This is a genomic window from Sagittula sp. MA-2 (assembly GCF_030126985.1).
GTDB lineage: Bacteria > Pseudomonadota > Alphaproteobacteria > Rhodobacterales > Rhodobacteraceae > Sagittula.
Genome location: NZ_CP126145.1, coordinates 1777695 through 1796286 on the forward strand (window position 1 = coordinate 1777695; position 18592 = coordinate 1796286).

The window sequence follows — 18592 nt, forward strand, 5'->3', positions numbered from 1 at the left end:
GGGTGAGGGGGGCCGGTCAGCCCTCCCGCCGTTTCCGCGCCAGCAGGTCGAGCACCTTGCGGGCGCGGGGGCGGATCCAGTCCCACAGCACCGGCGCGCCGGCGTCGATCTTGCGGCCTACGTTGGTTTCGAACGTCCCCCAGTCGACATCGTAATCGACCCACGACCCGCCGCCGTTGGCGATGTTCAGGTTGGGTGGGGCGAACCGGTCGAGCGACTTGGCAAATCGTGCTTCCGGCGTCTCGTTGGCCTCGAACTCTTCCCAGATCGCGCGGAACTGCCGGCGCTGGTCCTCGGGCAGGAGGCCGAAGATCCGGTCGGCGGCGCGCGCCTCCGCGGCCTCGATGGCCGTGGTGTCATGGGTGCCGAAGACCGGCGCGTCACCGGCGTCGATCTCCACCAGGTCGTGCAGCAGCAGCATCGCGATGACCTTGCCCCGGTCGATCTGTGCGGGCGCGTGTTCGGAAAGCGTCAGCGCGAAAAGCGCGATGTGCCAGCTGTGTTCGGCGGAATTCTCGAACCGCGACCCGTCGGCCAGCCGCGTGGCGCGGGAGACGGACTTGAGCCGGTCGGCTTCCATCAGGAAGTCCATCTGGGCGTCGAGGCGGGGCGGGGCGGGATCTGTCGTCATGGCAGAGAGGTGCACCGTGGCGGCAGGAGACGCAAGATCAAGACGCGGGCAAAGACGGTAGCGCTGGTTCCGGCGCAGGGCGCGCCTGCAACGGGTCACGGCAGCGGGGAATCGTCGGTACCAGGCCGAACGCAAACCCGCCTCAGATGTTCTCGTTGTCGGTGCCGGGGGCAAGCGCGGTGGGGATCGCCTCGCCACGCTTCTTGGCTTCCAGCGCGCGTTGCAGGTGGTCCGTCAGGAAGGCGCGGGCGCGGCGTTCGGCGAGGCGAATGCGGACGGCGGCGCGGAAGATCTCCTCGGACGAGGGCGAGGATGCGCCCAGCACAGCGGCGACCTGATCCGGCAGGGTCTCGTCCCCGAGCGCGTCCATCGCCTTGATCGTGTCGCGGGCGAGCGCGTCTGCGAGGTCGTCGACAACGGCCATGACTGGCTCCCTGGGGCTTGGAGGCCCGGGCGCGTTGGCCCGGGCTTTCGGTTCAGCGGGTGTTTTCGGTCAGGCGCCGCTTCACGTAGCCGGTGACATTGTCGATCATCGTCTCCATGTGCGGCTCCTCGAAGAAATGGCCGGAGCCTTCGATTTCCTCGTGGGTGATCGTGATGCCCTTCTGCTCGTGCAGCTTGGACACCAGCGAGCGGGTGTCCGCCGGCGGCGCCACGCGGTCGTTCGTGCCGTTGATGATCAGGCCCGAGGACGGGCAGGGCGCGAGGAAGGAGAAGTCGTACATGTTCGCGGGCGGAGAGGCGGAGACGAAACCGGTGATCTCCGGCCGCCGCATCAGCAACTGCATCCCGATCCACGCCCCGAACGAGAACCCGGCGACCCAGCAGTGCTTGGAGTTCTGGTTCATCGACTGCAGGTAGTCGAGCGCGGAGGCCGCGTCCGAAAGCTCGCCCACACCCTGGTCGTATTCGCCCTGGCTGCGTCCGACGCCGCGGAAATTGAACCGCAGGACGGTGAAGCCCATGTTGTAGAAGGCGTAATGCAGGTTGTAGACCACCTTGTTGTTCATCGTCCCGCCGAACTGCGGGTGGGGATGAAGAACGATGGCGATCGGCGCATCGCGGTCTTTTTGCGGATGGTAGCGGCCTTCGAGGCGGCCTTCGGGTCCTGGGAAGATGACCTCGGGCATGTACGGGCGCAGGCTCCTTGTTGGTGGGCGTCGACGACGCGATCTTGGGTGATGCGCCAGAATTCTTGACGACTTCACTCGGACTCTTTAGAAAGGTTCTAAACCGGTGCGGGGCCGGTCAGGGCTCCGAAGCAGATAGGCAATCGCGCGCGCAAGGTCAATCGGCACGCGCGGCATGTCCTGTCTGTTGTCCGGAGGCGTAGCAAAGGGGCAAGGATGAAGCTGAGCACAAAAGGGCGTTACGCAATGGTCGCGCTGGTGGACATTGCCCTGCAGGGCCGTGACGACCTCGTGACGCTGGGCGATGTGTCGAAGCGACAGGACCTGTCCCTGCCGTACCTGGAGCAGCTCTTCGTCAAGCTCCGGCGCGCCGGGCTGGTCGAGTCGGTCCGCGGCCCGGGCGGCGGATACCGCCTTGCCAAATCCCCCAGCGACATCCGCGTGGTCGACATCCTCGCCGCGGTCGATGAGACCGTGGACGCGATGCACAAGGGCGCGGGCGCCTCGGGCGGTATTTCCGGGTCGAAGGCGCAGTCGCTGTCGAACATGCTGTGGCAGTCGCTTTCGGCGCATGTCTACGTCTTCCTGCACCAGACCCGCCTGTCGGACGTGGTCGAGCGGGGCCTGGCGCCCTGTCCGGCGGTGCCGGCGCTGTTCGCGGTTGTCGAAGATGAGGGGTGAGGGGATGCAGAGTTTTCGCGGAAAACTCTGTTTGCCGGGGGCAAAGTCTTCGTCGAAGACTTTGCGGCGCCCGTGACCCGCGTCTACCTCGATCACAACGCCACGGCGCCTCTGCGGCCGGAGGCGCGCGCGGCGATGATCGCGGCGATGGACCTGTGCGGCAACCCGTCCTCGGTCCATGGCGAGGGCAGGGCGGCCAAGGCCCTCGTCGAAAAGGCGCGCGCCCAGGTGGCCACGGCCTTCGGCGCGGACGGCGCCGATGTCGTCTTTGTCTCGGGAGCGACCGAAGCGGCGGCCTTGGCCTGCGCCGGTCGCGGGCTGGTGGGCGCGGACGTGGAGCATGACGCCGTCGCGGCATGGATCGATCCGGTGCTGCCCGTCGACCGCGACGGTCGCGTGACGGTCGACGATCCTGCGATGACCGCCCTGCAACTGGCGAATTCGGAAACCGGCGTGATCCAGACGCTGCCCGATGGTCTGGCGGTGGTCGATGCCACGCAGGCCTTTGGAAAGCTGCCGGTGGCGTTCAACTGGCTGGGATGCCGGATGGCCATGGTCTCGGCCCACAAGCTGGGTGGACCGAAGGGCATCGGCGCGCTGGTGATGAAGCGCGGCACGGACATCGCCTCGCAAATCAAGGGCGGCGGGCAGGAGATGGGCCGCCGGTCCGGCACGGAGAACGTGATCGGCATCGCCGGGTTCGGCGCCGCCGCCGAAGCCGCCACGCGCGATCTGTCCGACGGCGTCTGGTCAAATGTCGAAAACCTTAGAACGATTCTAGAGAATTTGATTGCGACCGGCGCCGAAGACACTATTTTTGTCGGGAAAGGCGCGGACCGCCTGCCGAACACCTCCTGTTTTGCCACTCCGGGCTGGAAAGGCGAGACGCAGGTGATGCAGATGGACCTGTCTGGATTCGCGATCAGTGCGGGCAGCGCCTGCTCAAGCGGAAAGGTCCGCGCCAGCCGGGTGCTGCGGGCCATGGGATACGACGACACGGTCGCGTCGAGTGCCATCAGGGTCAGCCTGGGGCCGGAGACGACCGAAGAGAATGTGGTGCGCTTCGCCGAGGCGTGGCTGAAGAAACACCAGCGGTTCCGCGAACGGGCCGCCTGAGAAAGGATAGACGCATGTCCATGACCGAAGATGTAGCCGTCAAGGAAGGTGTCGACCAGCAGACAGTGGACGCCGTCCGCGAGGTGTCGACCTACAAGCACGGTTGGAACACCGACATCGAGATGGAATACGCGCCGAAGGGGCTGACCCCGGACATCGTGCGCCTGATCTCCGAGAAGAACGAAGAACCGGAGTGGATGACCGAATGGCGTCTGCAGGCCTATGAACGCTGGCTTCAGAAGACCGAACCGACCTGGGCGATGGTCGACTATCCGAAGATCGACTTCCAGGAACAGTATTACTACGCCCGCCCCAAAAGCATGGCGGAGAAGCCGAAGTCGCTGGACGATGTCGACCCGAAGCTCCTTGAAACCTACGCCAAGCTGGGCATCCCGCTGAAGGAGCAGATGATCCTCGCCGGTGTCGAGGGCGCCCCGGACACGCCCGCGGAAGCCAAGGAAGGCGAGCGCCGCGTGGCGGTGGACGCCGTGTTCGACTCCGTGTCGGTGGGCACGACTTTCCAGAAGGAGTTGAAGGCGGCTGGCGTCATCTTCTGCTCGATCTCCGAGGCAATCCGCGAGCATCCCGAACTGGTGAAGAAGTACCTCGGATCGGTCGTGCCGGTCTCTGACAACTTCTACGCCACGCTGAACTCGGCGGTCTTTTCGGACGGCTCCTTTGTCTACGTGCCGCCGGGTGTGCGCTGCCCGATGGAGCTGTCGACCTACTTCCGCATCAACGCCGAAAACACCGGCCAGTTCGAACGGACGCTGATCATCGCCGACAAGGGCTCCTTCGTGTCCTACCTCGAAGGCTGCACCGCGCCCCAGCGCGACACCGCGCAGCTTCACGCGGCGGTTGTCGAAATCATCGTGGAGGAAGACGCGGAGGTGAAATATTCCACCGTGCAGAACTGGTACCCGGGCGACGAGAACGGCAAGGGCGGCATCTACAACTTCGTCACGAAGCGCGCGGATTGCCGTGGCGACCGGGCGAAGGTGATGTGGACGCAGGTCGAGACCGGCTCTGCCGTGACGTGGAAGTACCCGTCCTGCATCCTGCGGGGAAATGAATCGCAGGGCGAGTTCTACTCCATCGCCATCGCGAACAACCACCAGCAGGCCGACACCGGCACCAAGATGATCCACCTTGGCCGCGATACGAAATCTCGCATCGTGTCGAAGGGCATCTCGGCGGGCGTGGCCCAGAACACCTATCGCGGGCTCGTGTCGATGCACCCGAAGGCAAAGAACTCGCGCAACTACACCCAGTGCGACTCTCTGCTGATCGGTGACAAGTGCGGGGCGCACACGGTTCCCTACATCGAGGTGAAGAACAACTCGTCCCGGTGCGAACACGAGGCGACCACATCGAAGGTCGACGACGACCAGCTCTTCTACTGCCGCCAGCGCGGCATGGACGAGGAGGAGGCCGTCGCGCTCGTGGTCAACGGCTTCTGCCGCGAGGTCCTGCAGGCCCTGCCGATGGAATTCGCCATGGAAGCGCAGCAGCTTGTGGCGATCTCGCTCGAAGGCTCGGTTGGCTGACGTGAGTGGGGTGGGGCGCGGCCACGTGTCCGCGTCGCATCCCGCCGGCCCGAAAGGACAGAGTTGATGTTGGCCATGGCGATCCACCAGTCCGCCGGAGTGGGCGTGGGCACGTTCCTCGGTGTGCTGATCATGATGTTCATCATGCGGCGTTCCGGCAAGAAGGTGCGGCTGCTGAACGACAGCGTTGTCTACACGGCGCTTGTCGCCGGCATGGGTGCGTGGACCTTGGCGGCGGTGCTGCGGCTTGTCGTGGGTATGACCTGATGACGGGCGTGGTGGACCTTGATCTGGAACGTGCGGGTGAGGCGATGGTGAGCGGGCTGGATAGGACCGGCGCCCGTGTCCACCAGCCGCTGCCTGTCATGGTCGCCAAAGCCAGCACCGACGCCTTTCAGGACCGCTGCGTCGCGCGCCGCTTTACCGTCAACATGAACTACCCTGTGCAACCCCTTGGAGACGCGTCATGATTGTCACCACTACCCCCTCCGTCGAAGGCCACCTGATCGCCGAATACAAGGGCATCGTCGTGGGCGAGGCCATCCTCGGCGCAAACGTCTTCCGTGACATCTTTGCCGGGATCACCGACATCATCGGCGGTCGCTCCGGTGCCTATGAGGCATCGCTGGGCGAGGCGCGCGAGACGGCGCTGAACGAGCTGGAGGCGCGCGCGGCGGCGCTTGGCGCCAACGCGGTTGTCGGCGTCGATCTGGATTACGAGGTCATCAACAACATGCTGATGGTCTCCGCGTCCGGCACCGCGGTGGTGCTCGGCTGACGGAACGTGATGCGGCCCGGACTTCATATCACGGCGGCCTGCACGGCCGGACTGCGATCGGAGGGGCGTTCATGAGCGCCCCGGCCCGCATCATCCGGCCCGAGCTGACCCTGCCGGAGGCGGAGGCCGCGCTGCTGCGCGAGGCCTACGGGCGCGCGTCCGTGATCCTCGAATACGGGGCCGGCGGGTCGACCGTGATGGCCGCCGAGATGCCGGGCAAGACGGTCTTCACCGTCGAGTCGGACAAGGACTGGGCGCAGATGATGCGCGTCTGGTTCGCCGGCAACGCGCCCGCCGAGGGCAGCACGGTGGATGTCATCTGGTCTGACATCGGCGCGACGAAGGAGTGGGGCCATCCGGTCGATCACACCGAATGGCAGCGCTTCGCGCGCTACCCGCTGGAGGTCTGGTCCTTGCCGGAGTTCCGCCAGCCGCAGGTGGTGCTGGTCGACGGCCGGTTCCGGCAGGGCTGCGCGCTGGCCTGCGCCTTCCTGTCCGGGGCCCCTTTGGACCTGTACTTCGACGACTATGTACAGCGCAGACACTACCACAAGGTCGAGGAGATCCTCGGCCCGCCACAGATCACCGGGCGCATGGCGCATTTCCATGTGACCCCCCGACCCATCCCGCCGGAACGCCTGATGTGGATCATCAGGCTGATGCAGAACCCCTGACCGGCAGACGAACCCGCCCAGAAGCCGCCGCAAGGCGACAGGGCACCAGAACCCGCCCTCCAGCAGTCGCCAGGCCGCCGGGCACATGAACCAGCCCTCCAGCGGCCACACGGCGGCGGGGCACACAAAACGAGAGGATGACAGAGATGTTGGAAATCAGGAACCTGCACGTGAAGCTCGAGGAAGAGGACAAGCAGATCCTCAAGGGTGTCGACCTGACCGTCGAGGCCGGCAAGGTGCACGCGATCATGGGGCCGAACGGCTCCGGCAAGTCGACCCTGTCCTACGTCCTCTCGGGCCGCGACGGTTACGAGATCACCGAGGGCACCGCCACGCTCGAAGGCGAGGACCTGCTTGAGATGGAAGTCGAGGACCGCGCCGCCGCCGGTCTCTTCCTCGCGTTCCAGTACCCCGTCGAGATCCCCGGCGTCGGCAACATGACCTTCCTGCGCACCGCGGTGAACGCGCAGCGCAAGGCGCGCGGACAGGAAGAGATGTCCTCCGCCGAGTTCCTGAAGGTGATCCGCGAGAAGGCCAAGAGCCTCAAGATCGACGCCGAGATGCTGAAGCGCCCGGTCAACGTCGGTTTCTCCGGCGGCGAGAAGAAGCGCAACGAGATCCTGCAGATGGCCATGCTCGAGCCGAAGATGTGCATCCTCGACGAGACCGACTCCGGGCTGGACGTGGACGCGATGAAGCTGGTGGCAGATGGCGTGAACGCGCTGCGCGACGCGGGCCGCGGTTTCCTCGTCATCACCCACTACCAGCGCCTGCTGGACCATATCGCCCCCGATGTCGTGCACATCATGGCGAACGGTCGCATCGTGAAGACCGGCGGCCCCGAACTGGCGCTGGAAGTGGAGCACAACGGTTACGCGGACATCCTGGCGGAGGAGGCGTAATGGCACTTCCCCAGGCAAAACAGGACACGACTGAAGCGCGCCTCGCGTCGCTGACCCTGCCAGAAGGCGGCTGGTCGGACGCGGCGCGCAAGGACGCGCTCAACCGTCTGCAGACCATGGGCCTGCCGGGTGCGCGCGACGAATACTGGAAGTACACCCGGCCGGACACGCTGAACGCGGTCGATGCTCCGGCGGCACCGGCGCTGCACGCGCATGAAGCGCCGCTGTTCGGGGAACGCGACCGCCTGCAGATCGTCTTTGTCGACGGGGTCTTCGACGCCGAGGCCTCCGACGATCTGGCGATGGAGGGGGTGAGCATCGAACGCCTCGCCGAGGTGCGCGACATCCACTGGGCAAAGGACGTCTACGGCGTTCTCGAAACCCGCGGCCAGACCCCGGTGCAGCGCCCCTTCGCGGTGCTGAACACGGCGTTTGCCACGGACGGCCTGCTGATCCACGTCACCGGCAAGGCCGCAAAGCCGATCCACATCAACTACGTCCACGAAGGCGAGACCTCCGACGCGATCCTGCACCACGTTGTGAAGGTCGATCCCGGCGCCGACCTGACCATCCTCGAGAACGGGCCCGCCGCGGCACGGTTCAACCACGTGATGGAGGCGGAGATCGCCGACAAGGGCGCGCTGCACCACGTGCGTGCGCAGGGCCGCGACCATGACCGGCGCGCCGTCACGCATGTCTTCGCGCGCCTCGCCGTCGAAAGCACGTTCAAGAGCTTCACGCTTACGGTGAACGGCGTGCTGACCCGCAACGAGTGCGTGATCGAGTTCACCGGCGACGACGCCGTGGCGCATGTCGCCGGCGCCTGCATGGGCGACGGAGCATTCCACCACGACGACACTGTTTTCATCACCCATGACGCGGTGAACTGCGAAAGCCGTCAGGTCTTCAAGAAGGTGCTGCGCAACGGCGCGATCGGTGTCTTCCAGGGCAAGATCCTCGTGAAGCCGGACGCGCAGAAGACCGACGGCTACCAGATCAGCCAGTCGCTGCTTCTGGACGAGGACAGCCAGTTCCTCGCCAAGCCGGAGCTGGAGATCTACGCCGACGACGTGGCCTGTTCGCACGGGTCCACCTCTGGCGGGATCGACGAGGATTCGCTCTTCTACCTGCGTGCCCGCGGCGTGCCGCGCGGCAATGCCGAGGACATGATGACCATCGCCTTCATCGCCGAGGCGATGCAAGAGATCGAGGACGAGTCCCTGCGCGAGGAACTTGTCGAGCGGGTCGAGGCCTGGCTGCTGCGGCGCAGGGCCTGAGACTTGGCGGTCTCGACCGATATCGTCGCGATGTATCGGGGGCCGGCGCCGGTGTGGCGGCGGCTCCTGTCGCGCGCGCAAAGCGAACCGCGTGCGCTGGCTTACCTGATGGGGGCCTGCGTCATCATGTTCGTGGCGCAGTGGCCCGCCATTGCCCGCCGCGTCTGGGAAACCGACCCGGCCCGCTTCAACACCGAAGGGGGCGCCTTCCAGCAGGCCGTGCAGCCGGAGATCGGCGGGGCCCTTCTGGGGGCCGTGATCTTCCTGCCGCTCATCTTCTACGTGCTGGCGCTGATGCTTTCGCTGCTCTCGCGGGTGGCGGGCAAACGCGTGGCTGCCTTCGACGGGCGGCTGATCCTGTTCTGGTCGCTCCTGGCGGCAACGCCCCTGGCGCTGCTGAACGGCCTTGTCGCCGGATTTGTCGGCCCGGGTATCGGATTGACCATCGTGGGTGCCTTGTGGTTCGGGGTGGTTTTGTGGTTCGTGGGCACCGGGGTGCGGGAGGCGCACCGCGAGGCAGGAGTGACCGCATGACCCCCAAAGGGTTCTTCAATCTGGCCGTCGAGAGCATCACGGCCCCGCGCGAGGTCGCGCGCCTGCTCATGTCGATCAACATGAACCGGGAAGCGATCCTGACGGCCTTTGCGCTGACCATCGTTCTGAACACGCTGGTCTTCGGGGTGACGCTGCTGATGGCGCCGGCGTCGGAGAACGTGCCGTTCTTCCTTGCCTCGCCCACCGGGTTCCTCGCGGCCGAGACGGTGACGCTGGGCGGCACGATCCTTGCCTTCACGATCATGGGCAGGGTGCTGGGCGGCAGCGGGCGACTGGCCGACGTCGCGCTCCTGATGATCTGGCTGCAGATCCTCAACGTGCTGGTGCAGGTGTTCACCATCGCGCTCATCCCGGCGTCCGAGGCGATGGTCGGCCTCGTCGTGCTCGTGTCATCGGGCGTCGGCATCTGGATCCTGGTGAACTTCGTGGCCGAGGCGCACGGGCTGCCCGGTCTGGGCCGGGCGCTGGCCATCGTGTTGCTGGGCCTTTTGGCGCTTGGGTTCACCTTGTCGCTTCTACTTGTCTTTGCAGGGGTCTCCCCGGAAGGGATCATGGGAAATGTATGATGTGAACGCGGTCCGCGCGGACTTCCCCATCCTCTCACGCGAAGTGAATGGCAAACCGCTGGTCTACCTCGACAACGGCGCTTCCGCCCAGAAGCCGCAGGTGGTGATCGACGCGGTGACGAAAGGCTACGCCGAGGAATATGCCAACGTCCACCGCGGCCTGCATTTCCTGTCGAACCTCGCCACCGAGAAATACGAGGGCGTGCGCGGGATCATCGCGAGGTTCCTCGGCGCGAAGGACCCGGAGGAGATCGTCTATACCACCGGCACCACCATGGGCATCAACCTCGTGGCCTACGGCTGGGCGATGCCGCGGATGGAGCCGGGCGACGAGATCGTCCTGTCGGTCATGGAGCATCACGCCAACATCGTGCCCTGGCACTTCCTGCGCGAACGTCAGGGCGTGGTGTTGAAATGGGTGGACGTGGATGCCACCGGCGCCCTCGACCCGCAGAAGGTGATCGACGCCATCGGACCCAAGACGAAGCTTGTGGCGGTCACGCAGGTCTCGAACGTGCTGGGCACCGTGGTCGACGTGAAGGCGATCTGCGACGGCGCGCGCGCCAAGGGCGTGCCCGTTCTGGTGGACGGCTCCCAGGGGGCGGTGCATATGCCCGTCAACGTCAAGGAGATGGGCTGCGATTTCTACGCCATCACCGGCCACAAACTCTATGGTCCGTCCGCCTCCGGCGCCATCTGGATCCGCTCCGACCGCATGGCGGAGATGCGCCCCTTCATGGGCGGCGGCGACATGATCAAGGAAGTGTCGAAGGACGCGGTCACCTACAACGACCCTCCGATGAAGTTCGAGGCGGGCACCCCCGGCATCGTCCAGCAGATCGGCCTGGGCGTGGCGCTGGACTACATGATGGGGCTGGGGATGGACAACATCGCCGCCCACGAGGCGAGCCTGCGGGCCTACGCCATGACCCGGCTGGGCGGACTGAACTGGCTGAACGTGCAGGGCACGACGCCTGACAAGGCTGCGATCATTTCGTTCACGATGGAAGGTGCGGCGCACGCGCACGACATCTCGACCATTCTCGACAAGAAAGGCGTGGCGGTGCGCGCCGGGCATCACTGCGCCGGGCCGCTCATGGACCACCTCGGCGTGACGGCGACCTGCCGCGCCTCTTTCGGCCTCTACAACACCGAGGCAGAGGTCGACGCGCTGGTCGATGCGCTCGAACTGGCGCACGATCTGTTCGGCTGAGAAAACCGCGATCCGGGCCGCAGATCAGGTGTTGCAGCGGTCCGGGGCAGGGGCTATACGGCCCCTCAGGCACCTGTAGCTCAGCTGGATAGAGCGCTGCCCTCCGAAGGCAGAGGCCAGAGGTTCGAATCCTCTCAGGTGCGCCATCCTCATCTCGTGACATCGTGACGACGCGGCTGTTTTCGGTCCATGAGCCAATGCCATGCAATATGCGATGTCCGGAGGCTGCGGTTTGCTACCGTCTTGAGGCTTCCCCGACAGCGGGCCGGGGCGAACCTTCACCCCCACATACCGCCGATTTCCGGCCGACTGCCGACCTCCTGCGCAACTTCCTCAGCCTGTGCCCGCATCTCGTACGTGCGACGCCTGACCGCTCTGGTGCGGGCCGGACGGTTTTGCCATCATGCAGGGGGAATGACCGCCGGGCGACCGGGACAGGCGACCCCGTGGAGCAAAGCGGAGCGACTTTGCGCTATGGCAGGCCACCGCGCGTGTCCGTGCAGCGTCCCGTGATCTGCCGTACCGAGAGAGGGCGCACGACATGATGATCTCGACCCAGTACTGCCTGACGATGGCGCGCTACAATGCGTGGCAGAACAAGCAGTTGAAGGCCTGTTTCGAGAAGATGGACAAGGCGGAACTGGAGCAGGACAGGGGCGGCTTCTTCGGATCGATCCTCGCCACCGCGAATCATCTGCTCTGGGGCGACATGATCTGGATGTCGCGGCTGGCGAACCTCCCCCGGCCCGAAGGCGGCATCAGCGAAAGCACCGCCATGACGAAATCCCGGGAAGACTGGGAAATCGCGCGCTTCCGGCTGGACGGCGACATGCTTCTCTGGGCGGAGCGCCTGCGGGCCATCGACCTGGCGGGGGACCTGCGCTGGTACTCCGGCGCCGTCGGGGCCGACATGGTGAAGCCCGTCTCGCTCTGCGTCGCGCATATGTTCAACCACCAGACCCATCACCGGGGCCAGATCCACGCGATGCTGACGGCTGCCGGGCAGAAGGCCCCGACAAGCGATCTAGTCTTCATGCCACAGGAGGGTCCCTGGCTCTAGGGTTGCGCTCCGGCTGCGGCTCAGGGACAAACGGCGTAGCGTCATGAAGGAGAGCGACATGTTCAAGGCACTCGTGGTGGAGAAGGACGAAGAGAGCGGCAAGACCTCCGCGTCGGTGAAGGAGCTGTCGCGGGGCGATCTGCCGGACGGCGAGGTGACCGTCGCCGTCGACTATTCGACCGTGAACTACAAGGACGGGCTGTGCCTCGGCTCCGGCGGCGGGCTGGTGCGCAAGTGGCCGCATGTCCCGGGCATCGACTTCGCCGGTGTCGTGGAGGAGAGCTCCGACGACCGCTACAAGCCCGGCGACAAGGTCGTGCTGACCGGCTGGCGCGTCGGAGAGGCGCATTGGGGCGGCTACAGCCAGAAGGCGCGGGTCAAGGCAGACTGGCTGGTGCCGCTGCCCGACGGGCTGGACACGCGCGCGGCGATGGCCGTGGGCACGGCGGGCCTGACCGCGATGCTGGCAGTCATGGCGCTGGAAGATCACGGGCTTGAACCCGGCCATGGCCCCGTCCTGGTGACGGGGGCTGCGGGCGGCGTGGGCTCCGTGGCGACGGCGATCCTGGCCAACCTCGGGCATGAGGTTGCGGCCGTCACCGGGCGCCCGGAACAGGAATCCTACCTGCGCGGCCTTGGCGCCACGGAAATCGTGCCGCGCGAAGAACTGACCGAGGTGACCAAGAAGCCGCTGGAAAGCGAGCGCTGGTCGGGCTGCGTCGATGCCGTCGCGGGTGTCATGCTGGGCCGCGTGCTGAAGCAGATGAAGTACGGCTCCTCGGTCGCCGCCATCGGCCTCGCCGGCGGCGCCGCCATCGACGGCGCGCTCATCACGCCGTTCATCCTGCGCGGCGTCAACCTTTTGGGGATCGACAGCGTCATGCAGCCCTACGCCAACCGTGTCCGCGCGTGGGACCGTATCGCCGCCGACCTGCCCATGGCAAAGCTCGAAGAGATGATCCAACCCGCCGGTCTGTCGGACCTGCCGCAGCTTGGCCGCGACATCCTCAAGGGGCAGGTGAAGGGCCGGGTCGTGGTGGACGTGAATGCCTGATCCGTCAGAGGCGGAGATTGCCGAAATCCGCAGGGACCGCGCGGGGATCTTCCGCCCCGCGTGGTTCGCGGACCTTGCACGCGGCCGGCTGTCGCTCGGAGAGACCTTCTGGGGCGGCTACGTCGGCGTCCAGCTGATCGCCATGCCGCTCTGGATCCTCGTGATGGTGCCCGCCATGGCAGCAGAGGGCGATGGCCTCGTGCGCTGGAGCCTCCCGTGGCTGCTGGTACTGGCGTTCTATCTGCTCCAGCTCGGCTGGACCCTCGCCGTCACCCGCGCCGTCTTCGCCGTGGCGCCGAAGGCCCGACAGGCGGGCGGCTGGCGCTGGGTCGCGATGATCGTCGGCCTCGTCATCGCGGTGCAGTCCATCGTGCTGATCGTCATGTGGGTCACCGGGCGGCTCTGACGGCCGCCACGGCCCTTGCCTTGCGGCCGGACGGGCTACGTCCGGGCAAAGCAAGGAAAGATGACCGATGACCGACACGCCGCCGACCCTCGTCTGGTTCCGCCGGGACCTGCGCCTCTCCGACCATGCCGCGCTGACCGAAGCCGCGAAACGCGGTCCCGTGATCGCGGTGTTCATACGCGACGCGCTGGTGGAGGGCCTCGGCACCGCCCCGCAATGGCGGCTCGGCCTTGGGCTCGGGGCCTTCGCCGATGCACTGAAGGACAAGGGCAGCCGGCTGATCCTTCGGTCCGGTCCCGCGCCCGAAGTGCTGTCGGAACTGGTCGAGGAAACCGGCGCCCGGGCCATCTACTGGAACCGCGCCTACGATCCCGACAGTGTGGAGCGCGACACCCGCGTGAAGGAGGTGCTGAAGGACAAGGGCATCGACGCGCAAAGCTTCACGGGCCACCTGATGTTCGAACCCTGGACGGTCGAGACGGGGCAGGGCGGCTTCTACAAGGTCTACACACCCTTCTGGAAAGCCGTGTGCGACCGCGACGTGCCCGCGCCCCTTTCCTCACCCTCCGACCTGAAGGCGCCCGCCACCTGGCCCGACAGCGAAACCCTCGCCGACTGGAACCTGGGCCAGGGCATGCGCCGCGGCGCCGATGTGGTGCGCCCCTACGTCCGGCTTGGCGAACAGGCCGCGCAGACCCGGCTCGGGGTCTTCATGCGCGACAAGGTGGCCGACTACGGCACGACCCGCGACGAGGTCTCGAAGGACGGCACATCCTGCCTCAGCGAGAACCTTTCGCTGGGCGAGATCAGCCCGGCCCAATGCTGGCACGCCGGCCGCCGCGCGATGGAGGACGGCAAGTCCGGCGCCCAGACCTTCCTCAAGGAGCTGGTCTGGCGCGAATTCGCCTATCACCTGATGTGGCACACGCCGCGCCTGCTGACCGGCAACTGGCGCGAGGAATGGGACGCCTTCCCGTGGAAGACCGACGAACGCCTGCGCGAGGTCAAGGCCTGGAAGCAGGGGCGCACCGGCATCCCCTTCGTCGACGCCGCCATGCGTGAGCTCTACGTCACCGGACGGATGCACAACCGCGCCCGCATGATCGTGGCGAGCTACCTCACCAAGCACCTGATGTGCCACTGGAAGATCGGCATGGCCTGGTTCGAGGACTGCCTGATCGACTGGGACCCGGCCTCGAACGCCATGGGCTGGCAATGGTCGGCGGGTTCGGGTCCGGATGCTACGCCGTATTTCCGCGTCTTCAACCCTGTCACCCAGCGCGAGAAGTTCGATCCCGACTGCGCCTACGTGAACCGCTGGATCGCCGAAGGCCGCAGGACGCCCTCGGACACCGCGTTCAGCTATTTCGACGCCATCCCCGAAAGCTGGCCGATGACGCCCGGCGACGCCTATCCGGATGCGATCGTCGGGCCGAAGGAAGGCCGCGAAGCCGCACTCGAGGCGTACCAGAACCGCGACTTCTGAAGGCCCTGTGCCCGAACGCGCTGACCGCCCCCTTCATCTTGGCGGAAATACCTCGGGAGGGGTTCGGGGAGGGCAGAGCCCTTCCCGCTGGCGGACCCGCAGGGTCCGCAAACCGCGTCAGCCGTTCGACACCCCGGCCATGGACCCCATGGCGACCCACCCGGTGCGCCCGTTGCCGAAGTTCATCTTGCACACCGGCTTCGCGTCGTCGCAGGTCTGGATGTATCCGCCCTCGCCGGGCAGCAGCGTGCCCGTGGCGGTGGTGCGCTCGGCCTCGCTGTAGATCGACACCGCGTCGCTGCCCATGTTGAAATAGGCGATGTTGCGCGGCAGGTCGCGGCGCCAGTTCTGGGTGGCCGGCGTGGCGGTCGGCTGCCCGGGGGCCGGACTCGACAACGTGGTGGAGCCCGAAAGGGTGATCGGGCCGTCGGTCCGCGGTGACGGCTGGGCTCCAGGCTGGACCACCTGCCGCACCTGCCCGCATGATGCGAGCCCCGCGGCCAGCAAACACGCCATCAGAATCTTTCGTCTCACGCCCCTGTATCTCCTGTTTTCAATTCAATCGGGCATCCTGGTACCCAGAAAACATCACTTTCCGCGAAATCCCAAGCCCGAAGCCTTGCCGGGTTGTTTCTCCACCATAAACTCCTTCGAAATAAATGAAAATCGAAAGCTGCACATGGCCCTGACCTCACTTGCGAACCAGACTGGACTGCCCCGATACTTCAGCCACGTCTTCGACATGGCGCAGGGAATGGAACGCGGGCGGCTGGACATGATCCTGCCGGACGGCCGGAGGTTCCGGGCGGAGGGCGCGGAACCGGGGCCGGTGGCGGAGGTCCAGCTCAACGATCCCGACATCTTCGCCCGGCTGATCCGCGAGGGCGACCTCGGCTTCTGCGAGGCCTACCTGGACGAAGGCTGGTCGACGCCGGATCTCATGGCCTTCCTCGACCTCGTGCATGCCAACGAGGACTCGCTCTTCGACGGCTTCCCGGGGCAGGGCATGGTCCGCGCGTGGGAGAAGTTCCGCTTCTGGATGGTCCGGAATTCGAAACGGCAGGCGCGCAAGAACATCGCGCATCACTACGATCTCGGGAACGACTTCTACGGCCTCTGGCTCGACGAGACGATGACCTATTCCTCGGCGCTGTTCGAGACCGGACAGGAAAGCCTCGAGAGCGCCCAGATCGCGAAGTACGCGGCGCTCGTCGACGCGATGGAGGCCAAGCCGGGCGACCACGTGCTCGAGATCGGCTGCGGCTGGGGCGGTTTCGCGGAATACGCCGCCAAGGAACGCGGGCTGCGCATCACCGGCCTGACCCTGTCGAAGGAGCAACTCGACTACGCCCAGGCCCGGGTGCAGCGTGCCGGTCTGGCCGACCGGGTGGAGATCAAGCTGCAGGACTACCGGGACGAGCGGGGGGTATACGACGGCATCGCCTCCATCGAGATGTTCGAGGCGGTGGGCGAGAAGTACTGGCCTGTCTATTTCGACAGCGTGCGCGGGCGGCTGCGCCCCGGGGCCAACGCCTCGCTCCAGGTCATCACCGTCCAGCACAAGCGGTGGGAGGTCTACCGCAAGGGTGTCGACTTCATCCAGAAGTACATCTTCCCGGGCGGTATGTTGCCCAGCCCCGAGGTGTTGCGCCGCGAGGTGGAGCGCGCCGGGCTGCAGGTGGTGAAATCCATCGAATTCGGCGAAAGCTACAGCACGACCCTGCGTCGCTGGCACGACGTCTTCAACGACCGCTGGGACGAGGTCGCCTCGCTCGGCTTCGACGACCGGTTCCGGCGGATGTGGAATTTCTATCTCGCCTCTTGCGCCGCCACGTTCCGCAGCGGTAACTGTGACGTGACCCAGATCACGATCAAAAGGCCCGCCTGATCCATGCCCACTGCCGCAAGACTGGTCGCCGCAATCTGCCTGGCGGCCGTTGCGTGGTTTGCATCGGAGGCGGTCAAACCGCTTTTCCCCGAAGGCACCGACTTCGGGTCCTTCAACATGGTGAATGTGGTGCTGGGCCTGCTGGTCGGCTGGTTCATTCTCGGATCGCGCAGCGGGCGGGGCTACGCCTCGGGCATCTCCAACGGCTTCACCAGCGTCATCGCGCTGACGTTCTGGGCGCTGGTCGTGCAGGCCACGAACGAGATGGTGGACCGCTCCTTCCGCCGTTTCTACGACAGCCCGTTCGAAGCCGTCGGCGCGATCTTCGAGATCGGCCTTGAGTACGGGCAGAAGATGCTCGACCCCACGGTGATCGCCATCCTGCTGGTCGGTGGCATTCTCGCCGGCATCGTTGCGGAAATCGCCGGCCAGCGCTGGAAGTGACCTCATGACCGATCTTTTCTTCTACGGCACCCTCCGCGATGCCCGGCTTCTGGAGATCGTCCTTGGCCGCACCGCAGCGGCCCAGCCTGCCCAACTGCCGGACCACGCCGTGGTGGAGGCACTGGGCCAGTCCTTCCCGCTGCTCATCGCCCGCGACAACGCAACCGCGGACGGCATCCTCGTGCGCGACCTCAGCGACGACGACATAGCCCGGCTAGATTTCTACGAAGGCGCCTTCGACTACGCGCTGGTGTCAGTGACGGTGGACACGGACGACGGCGCGGCGGACGCGCTGGTCTACATGCCGCCTGTGGGCCGCTGGCCGGAGGGCGAGGCCTGGTCGCTCGACGCATGGCAGGACCGCTGGGGCGAGGTGTCCCGCCGCGCCGGCGCCGAGGCGATGGGGCGTTACGGCCAGCAGTCGGGGGAATCGGTGCGCGCGCTCCTGCCGTTCTTCCGCAACCGCGCATGGGCGCAGGTGATCGCGGCGGAAGGCGCGCCGCAGACGCTGCGAACCTGGCGCACCGTGGCCGACATCGAAATGAAACCGGCAGAGGGCGGCTACGACGGGTTCTTCCGTCTGAAACCATTCCACCTGCGCTATCCCACCTTCGACGGCGGCATGAGCGAGGAGCTGCGGCGCGAATGCTTCGTGGCCTACGACGTGTCTCTGGTCCTGCCTTACGACCCGGTGACCGATTGCGTCCTGCTGGTCGAACAGCTCCGCTTCGGCCCGATCCACAGGGGCGACCCGGTCCCGTGGGTGCTGGAGGTGGTGGCCGGCATGGTCGACGCGGGCGAAACCCCCGAAGAGGCCGCCCTGCGCGAAACGCGCGAGGAGGCCCGGCTCGACCTCACCCGTCTGATCCGCGTGTCCGGCGGTTACGCCTCGCCCGGATACAGCACGGAGTTCTATCACAATTTCATCGGCCTGTGTGAACTCTCCGAGAGCGCGGCGCGCTTCTCGGGCGGGCTCGACGAGGAACACGAGGACATCCGCAACCATGTCCTCAGGTTCGACGACGCCATGCGCCTGATCGAGACCGGCGAGATCAATGCCGTCCCGCTCCAGATGCTGCTCTTTGCGCTGATGGCAAGGCGCCCGGAATTGCGCGCGGATGCTTGAGTTCCCGGAGGGGCGCGCCTAAACCATGGGGCCAGACCACGCGAGCCGAAAGGACACC

At 66.2% G+C, this 18592-nt stretch carries 23 protein-coding genes and 1 tRNA gene; 20 read left to right on the forward strand and 4 right to left on the reverse strand.

Annotated features, from left to right (window positions below):
- Window positions 1–16: 16 nt before the first annotated feature.
- From QNI11_RS08855 to QNI11_RS08865, 3 genes are all read right to left on the reverse strand, one after another.
- Entirely contained in the window at window positions 17–631 is a 615-nt protein-coding gene (locus QNI11_RS08855; RefSeq protein WP_283983140.1) for an HD family hydrolase, read from the reverse strand.
- 142 nt (window positions 632–773) lie between these two features.
- Entirely contained in the window at window positions 774–1055 is a 282-nt protein-coding gene (locus QNI11_RS08860) for a hypothetical protein (protein WP_100926880.1), read from the reverse strand.
- 52 nt (window positions 1056–1107) lie between these two features.
- On the reverse strand, window positions 1108–1761 hold the full coding sequence (locus QNI11_RS08865) for an alpha/beta hydrolase (protein WP_100926879.1): 654 nt from the start codon (window positions 1759–1761) through the stop codon (window positions 1108–1110).
- Window positions 1762–1977: 216 nt separating this feature from the next.
- On the opposite strand from QNI11_RS08865, the gene QNI11_RS08870 reads away from it, so the two are divergent.
- The 17 genes from QNI11_RS08870 (at window position 1978) to QNI11_RS08950 (ending at window position 15076) form a co-directional block, all read left to right on the forward strand.
- Window positions 1978–2442 carry an Rrf2 family transcriptional regulator gene (locus tag QNI11_RS08870; RefSeq protein WP_100926878.1) on the forward strand — a complete coding sequence of 155 codons (465 nt, stop codon included), beginning with the start codon at window positions 1978–1980 and terminating at the stop codon, window positions 2440–2442.
- Between the two features lie 72 nt (window positions 2443–2514).
- The gene (locus QNI11_RS08875) at window positions 2515–3558 is read left to right on the forward strand and encodes a cysteine desulfurase family protein (protein WP_283983141.1); all 1044 of its coding nucleotides are present in this window, start codon (window positions 2515–2517) and stop codon (window positions 3556–3558) included.
- Between the two features lie 14 nt (window positions 3559–3572).
- Window positions 3573–5105, forward strand: a complete 1533-nt coding sequence (gene sufB / locus QNI11_RS08880; RefSeq protein WP_100926876.1) for a Fe-S cluster assembly protein SufB — start codon at window positions 3573–3575, stop codon at window positions 5103–5105.
- 66 nt (window positions 5106–5171) lie between these two features.
- The gene (locus QNI11_RS08885) at window positions 5172–5372 is read left to right on the forward strand and encodes a hypothetical protein (RefSeq protein WP_100926875.1); all 201 of its coding nucleotides are present in this window, start codon (window positions 5172–5174) and stop codon (window positions 5370–5372) included.
- Window positions 5372–5575, forward strand: coding sequence for a hypothetical protein (locus tag QNI11_RS08890; protein ID WP_283983142.1), 204 nt, complete (start codon window positions 5372–5374; stop codon window positions 5573–5575). The genes QNI11_RS08885 and QNI11_RS08890 overlap by 1 nt, the downstream gene beginning before the upstream one ends.
- The gene (locus QNI11_RS08895) at window positions 5572–5883 is read left to right on the forward strand and encodes a heavy metal-binding domain-containing protein (protein ID WP_100926873.1); all 312 of its coding nucleotides are present in this window, start codon (window positions 5572–5574) and stop codon (window positions 5881–5883) included. The genes QNI11_RS08890 and QNI11_RS08895 overlap by 4 nt, the downstream gene beginning before the upstream one ends.
- A 71-nt stretch (window positions 5884–5954) precedes the next feature.
- Window positions 5955–6557, forward strand: a complete 603-nt coding sequence (locus tag QNI11_RS08900; RefSeq protein ID WP_283983143.1) for a hypothetical protein — start codon at window positions 5955–5957, stop codon at window positions 6555–6557.
- A gap of 146 nt (window positions 6558–6703) precedes the next feature.
- Window positions 6704–7459: a Fe-S cluster assembly ATPase SufC gene (gene sufC, locus QNI11_RS08905; protein WP_100926871.1), complete on the forward strand. Its 756-nt coding sequence runs from the start codon at window positions 6704–6706 to the stop codon at window positions 7457–7459.
- Window positions 7459–8736: a SufD family Fe-S cluster assembly protein gene (locus tag QNI11_RS08910; protein WP_283983144.1), complete on the forward strand. Its 1278-nt coding sequence runs from the start codon at window positions 7459–7461 to the stop codon at window positions 8734–8736. The genes sufC and QNI11_RS08910 overlap by 1 nt, the downstream gene beginning before the upstream one ends.
- Before the next feature lie 3 nt (window positions 8737–8739).
- On the forward strand, window positions 8740–9270 hold the full coding sequence (locus QNI11_RS08915; protein WP_283983145.1) for a YIP1 family protein: 531 nt from the start codon (window positions 8740–8742) through the stop codon (window positions 9268–9270).
- Complete coding sequence (locus tag QNI11_RS08920; RefSeq protein ID WP_283983146.1) at window positions 9267–9857, forward strand: YIP1 family protein; 591 nt, start codon at window positions 9267–9269, stop codon at window positions 9855–9857. Before QNI11_RS08915 ends, QNI11_RS08920 begins: the two co-directional genes overlap by 4 nt.
- Window positions 9850–11070 carry a cysteine desulfurase gene (locus QNI11_RS08925; RefSeq protein WP_283983147.1) on the forward strand — a complete coding sequence of 407 codons (1221 nt, stop codon included), beginning with the start codon at window positions 9850–9852 and terminating at the stop codon, window positions 11068–11070. The genes QNI11_RS08920 and QNI11_RS08925 overlap by 8 nt, the downstream gene beginning before the upstream one ends.
- Window positions 11071–11139: 69 nt before the next feature.
- Window positions 11140–11216, forward strand: a tRNA-Arg gene (locus QNI11_RS08930).
- A gap of 395 nt (window positions 11217–11611) precedes the next feature.
- Complete coding sequence (locus QNI11_RS08935; protein ID WP_100926866.1) at window positions 11612–12130, forward strand: DinB family protein; 519 nt, start codon at window positions 11612–11614, stop codon at window positions 12128–12130.
- A 58-nt stretch (window positions 12131–12188) separates the two neighbouring features.
- A complete protein-coding gene (gene acuI, locus QNI11_RS08940; protein ID WP_283983148.1) occupies window positions 12189–13184 on the forward strand; it encodes an acryloyl-CoA reductase in 996 nt (331 codons plus the stop codon).
- Window positions 13177–13590: a hypothetical protein gene (locus QNI11_RS08945; protein ID WP_283983149.1), complete on the forward strand. Its 414-nt coding sequence runs from the start codon at window positions 13177–13179 to the stop codon at window positions 13588–13590. Before acuI ends, QNI11_RS08945 begins: the two co-directional genes overlap by 8 nt.
- Before the next feature lie 67 nt (window positions 13591–13657).
- The gene (locus QNI11_RS08950; RefSeq protein ID WP_283983150.1) at window positions 13658–15076 is read left to right on the forward strand and encodes a deoxyribodipyrimidine photo-lyase; all 1419 of its coding nucleotides are present in this window, start codon (window positions 13658–13660) and stop codon (window positions 15074–15076) included.
- Between the two features lie 117 nt (window positions 15077–15193).
- Here QNI11_RS08950 and QNI11_RS08955 read toward each other — a convergent pair whose 3' ends face one another.
- A complete protein-coding gene (locus QNI11_RS08955; protein WP_157814877.1) occupies window positions 15194–15610 on the reverse strand; it encodes a hypothetical protein in 417 nt (138 codons plus the stop codon).
- 145 nt (window positions 15611–15755) lie between these two features.
- Here QNI11_RS08955 and QNI11_RS08960 point away from each other — a divergent pair, with 145 nt between their 5' ends.
- Genes QNI11_RS08960 through QNI11_RS08970 form a run of 3 tightly spaced genes read left to right on the forward strand, consistent with a single transcriptional unit; the run spans window position 15756 to window position 18534 of the window.
- Entirely contained in the window at window positions 15756–16964 is a 1209-nt protein-coding gene (locus QNI11_RS08960) for a cyclopropane-fatty-acyl-phospholipid synthase family protein (RefSeq protein ID WP_100926861.1), read from the forward strand.
- A gap of 3 nt (window positions 16965–16967) precedes the next feature.
- The gene (locus tag QNI11_RS08965; RefSeq protein ID WP_283983151.1) at window positions 16968–17408 is read left to right on the forward strand and encodes a TrgA family protein; all 441 of its coding nucleotides are present in this window, start codon (window positions 16968–16970) and stop codon (window positions 17406–17408) included.
- Window positions 17409–17412: 4 nt separating this feature from the next.
- The gene (locus tag QNI11_RS08970; RefSeq protein WP_283983152.1) at window positions 17413–18534 is read left to right on the forward strand and encodes an NUDIX domain-containing protein; all 1122 of its coding nucleotides are present in this window, start codon (window positions 17413–17415) and stop codon (window positions 18532–18534) included.
- Window positions 18535–18592 lie beyond the last annotated feature (58 nt).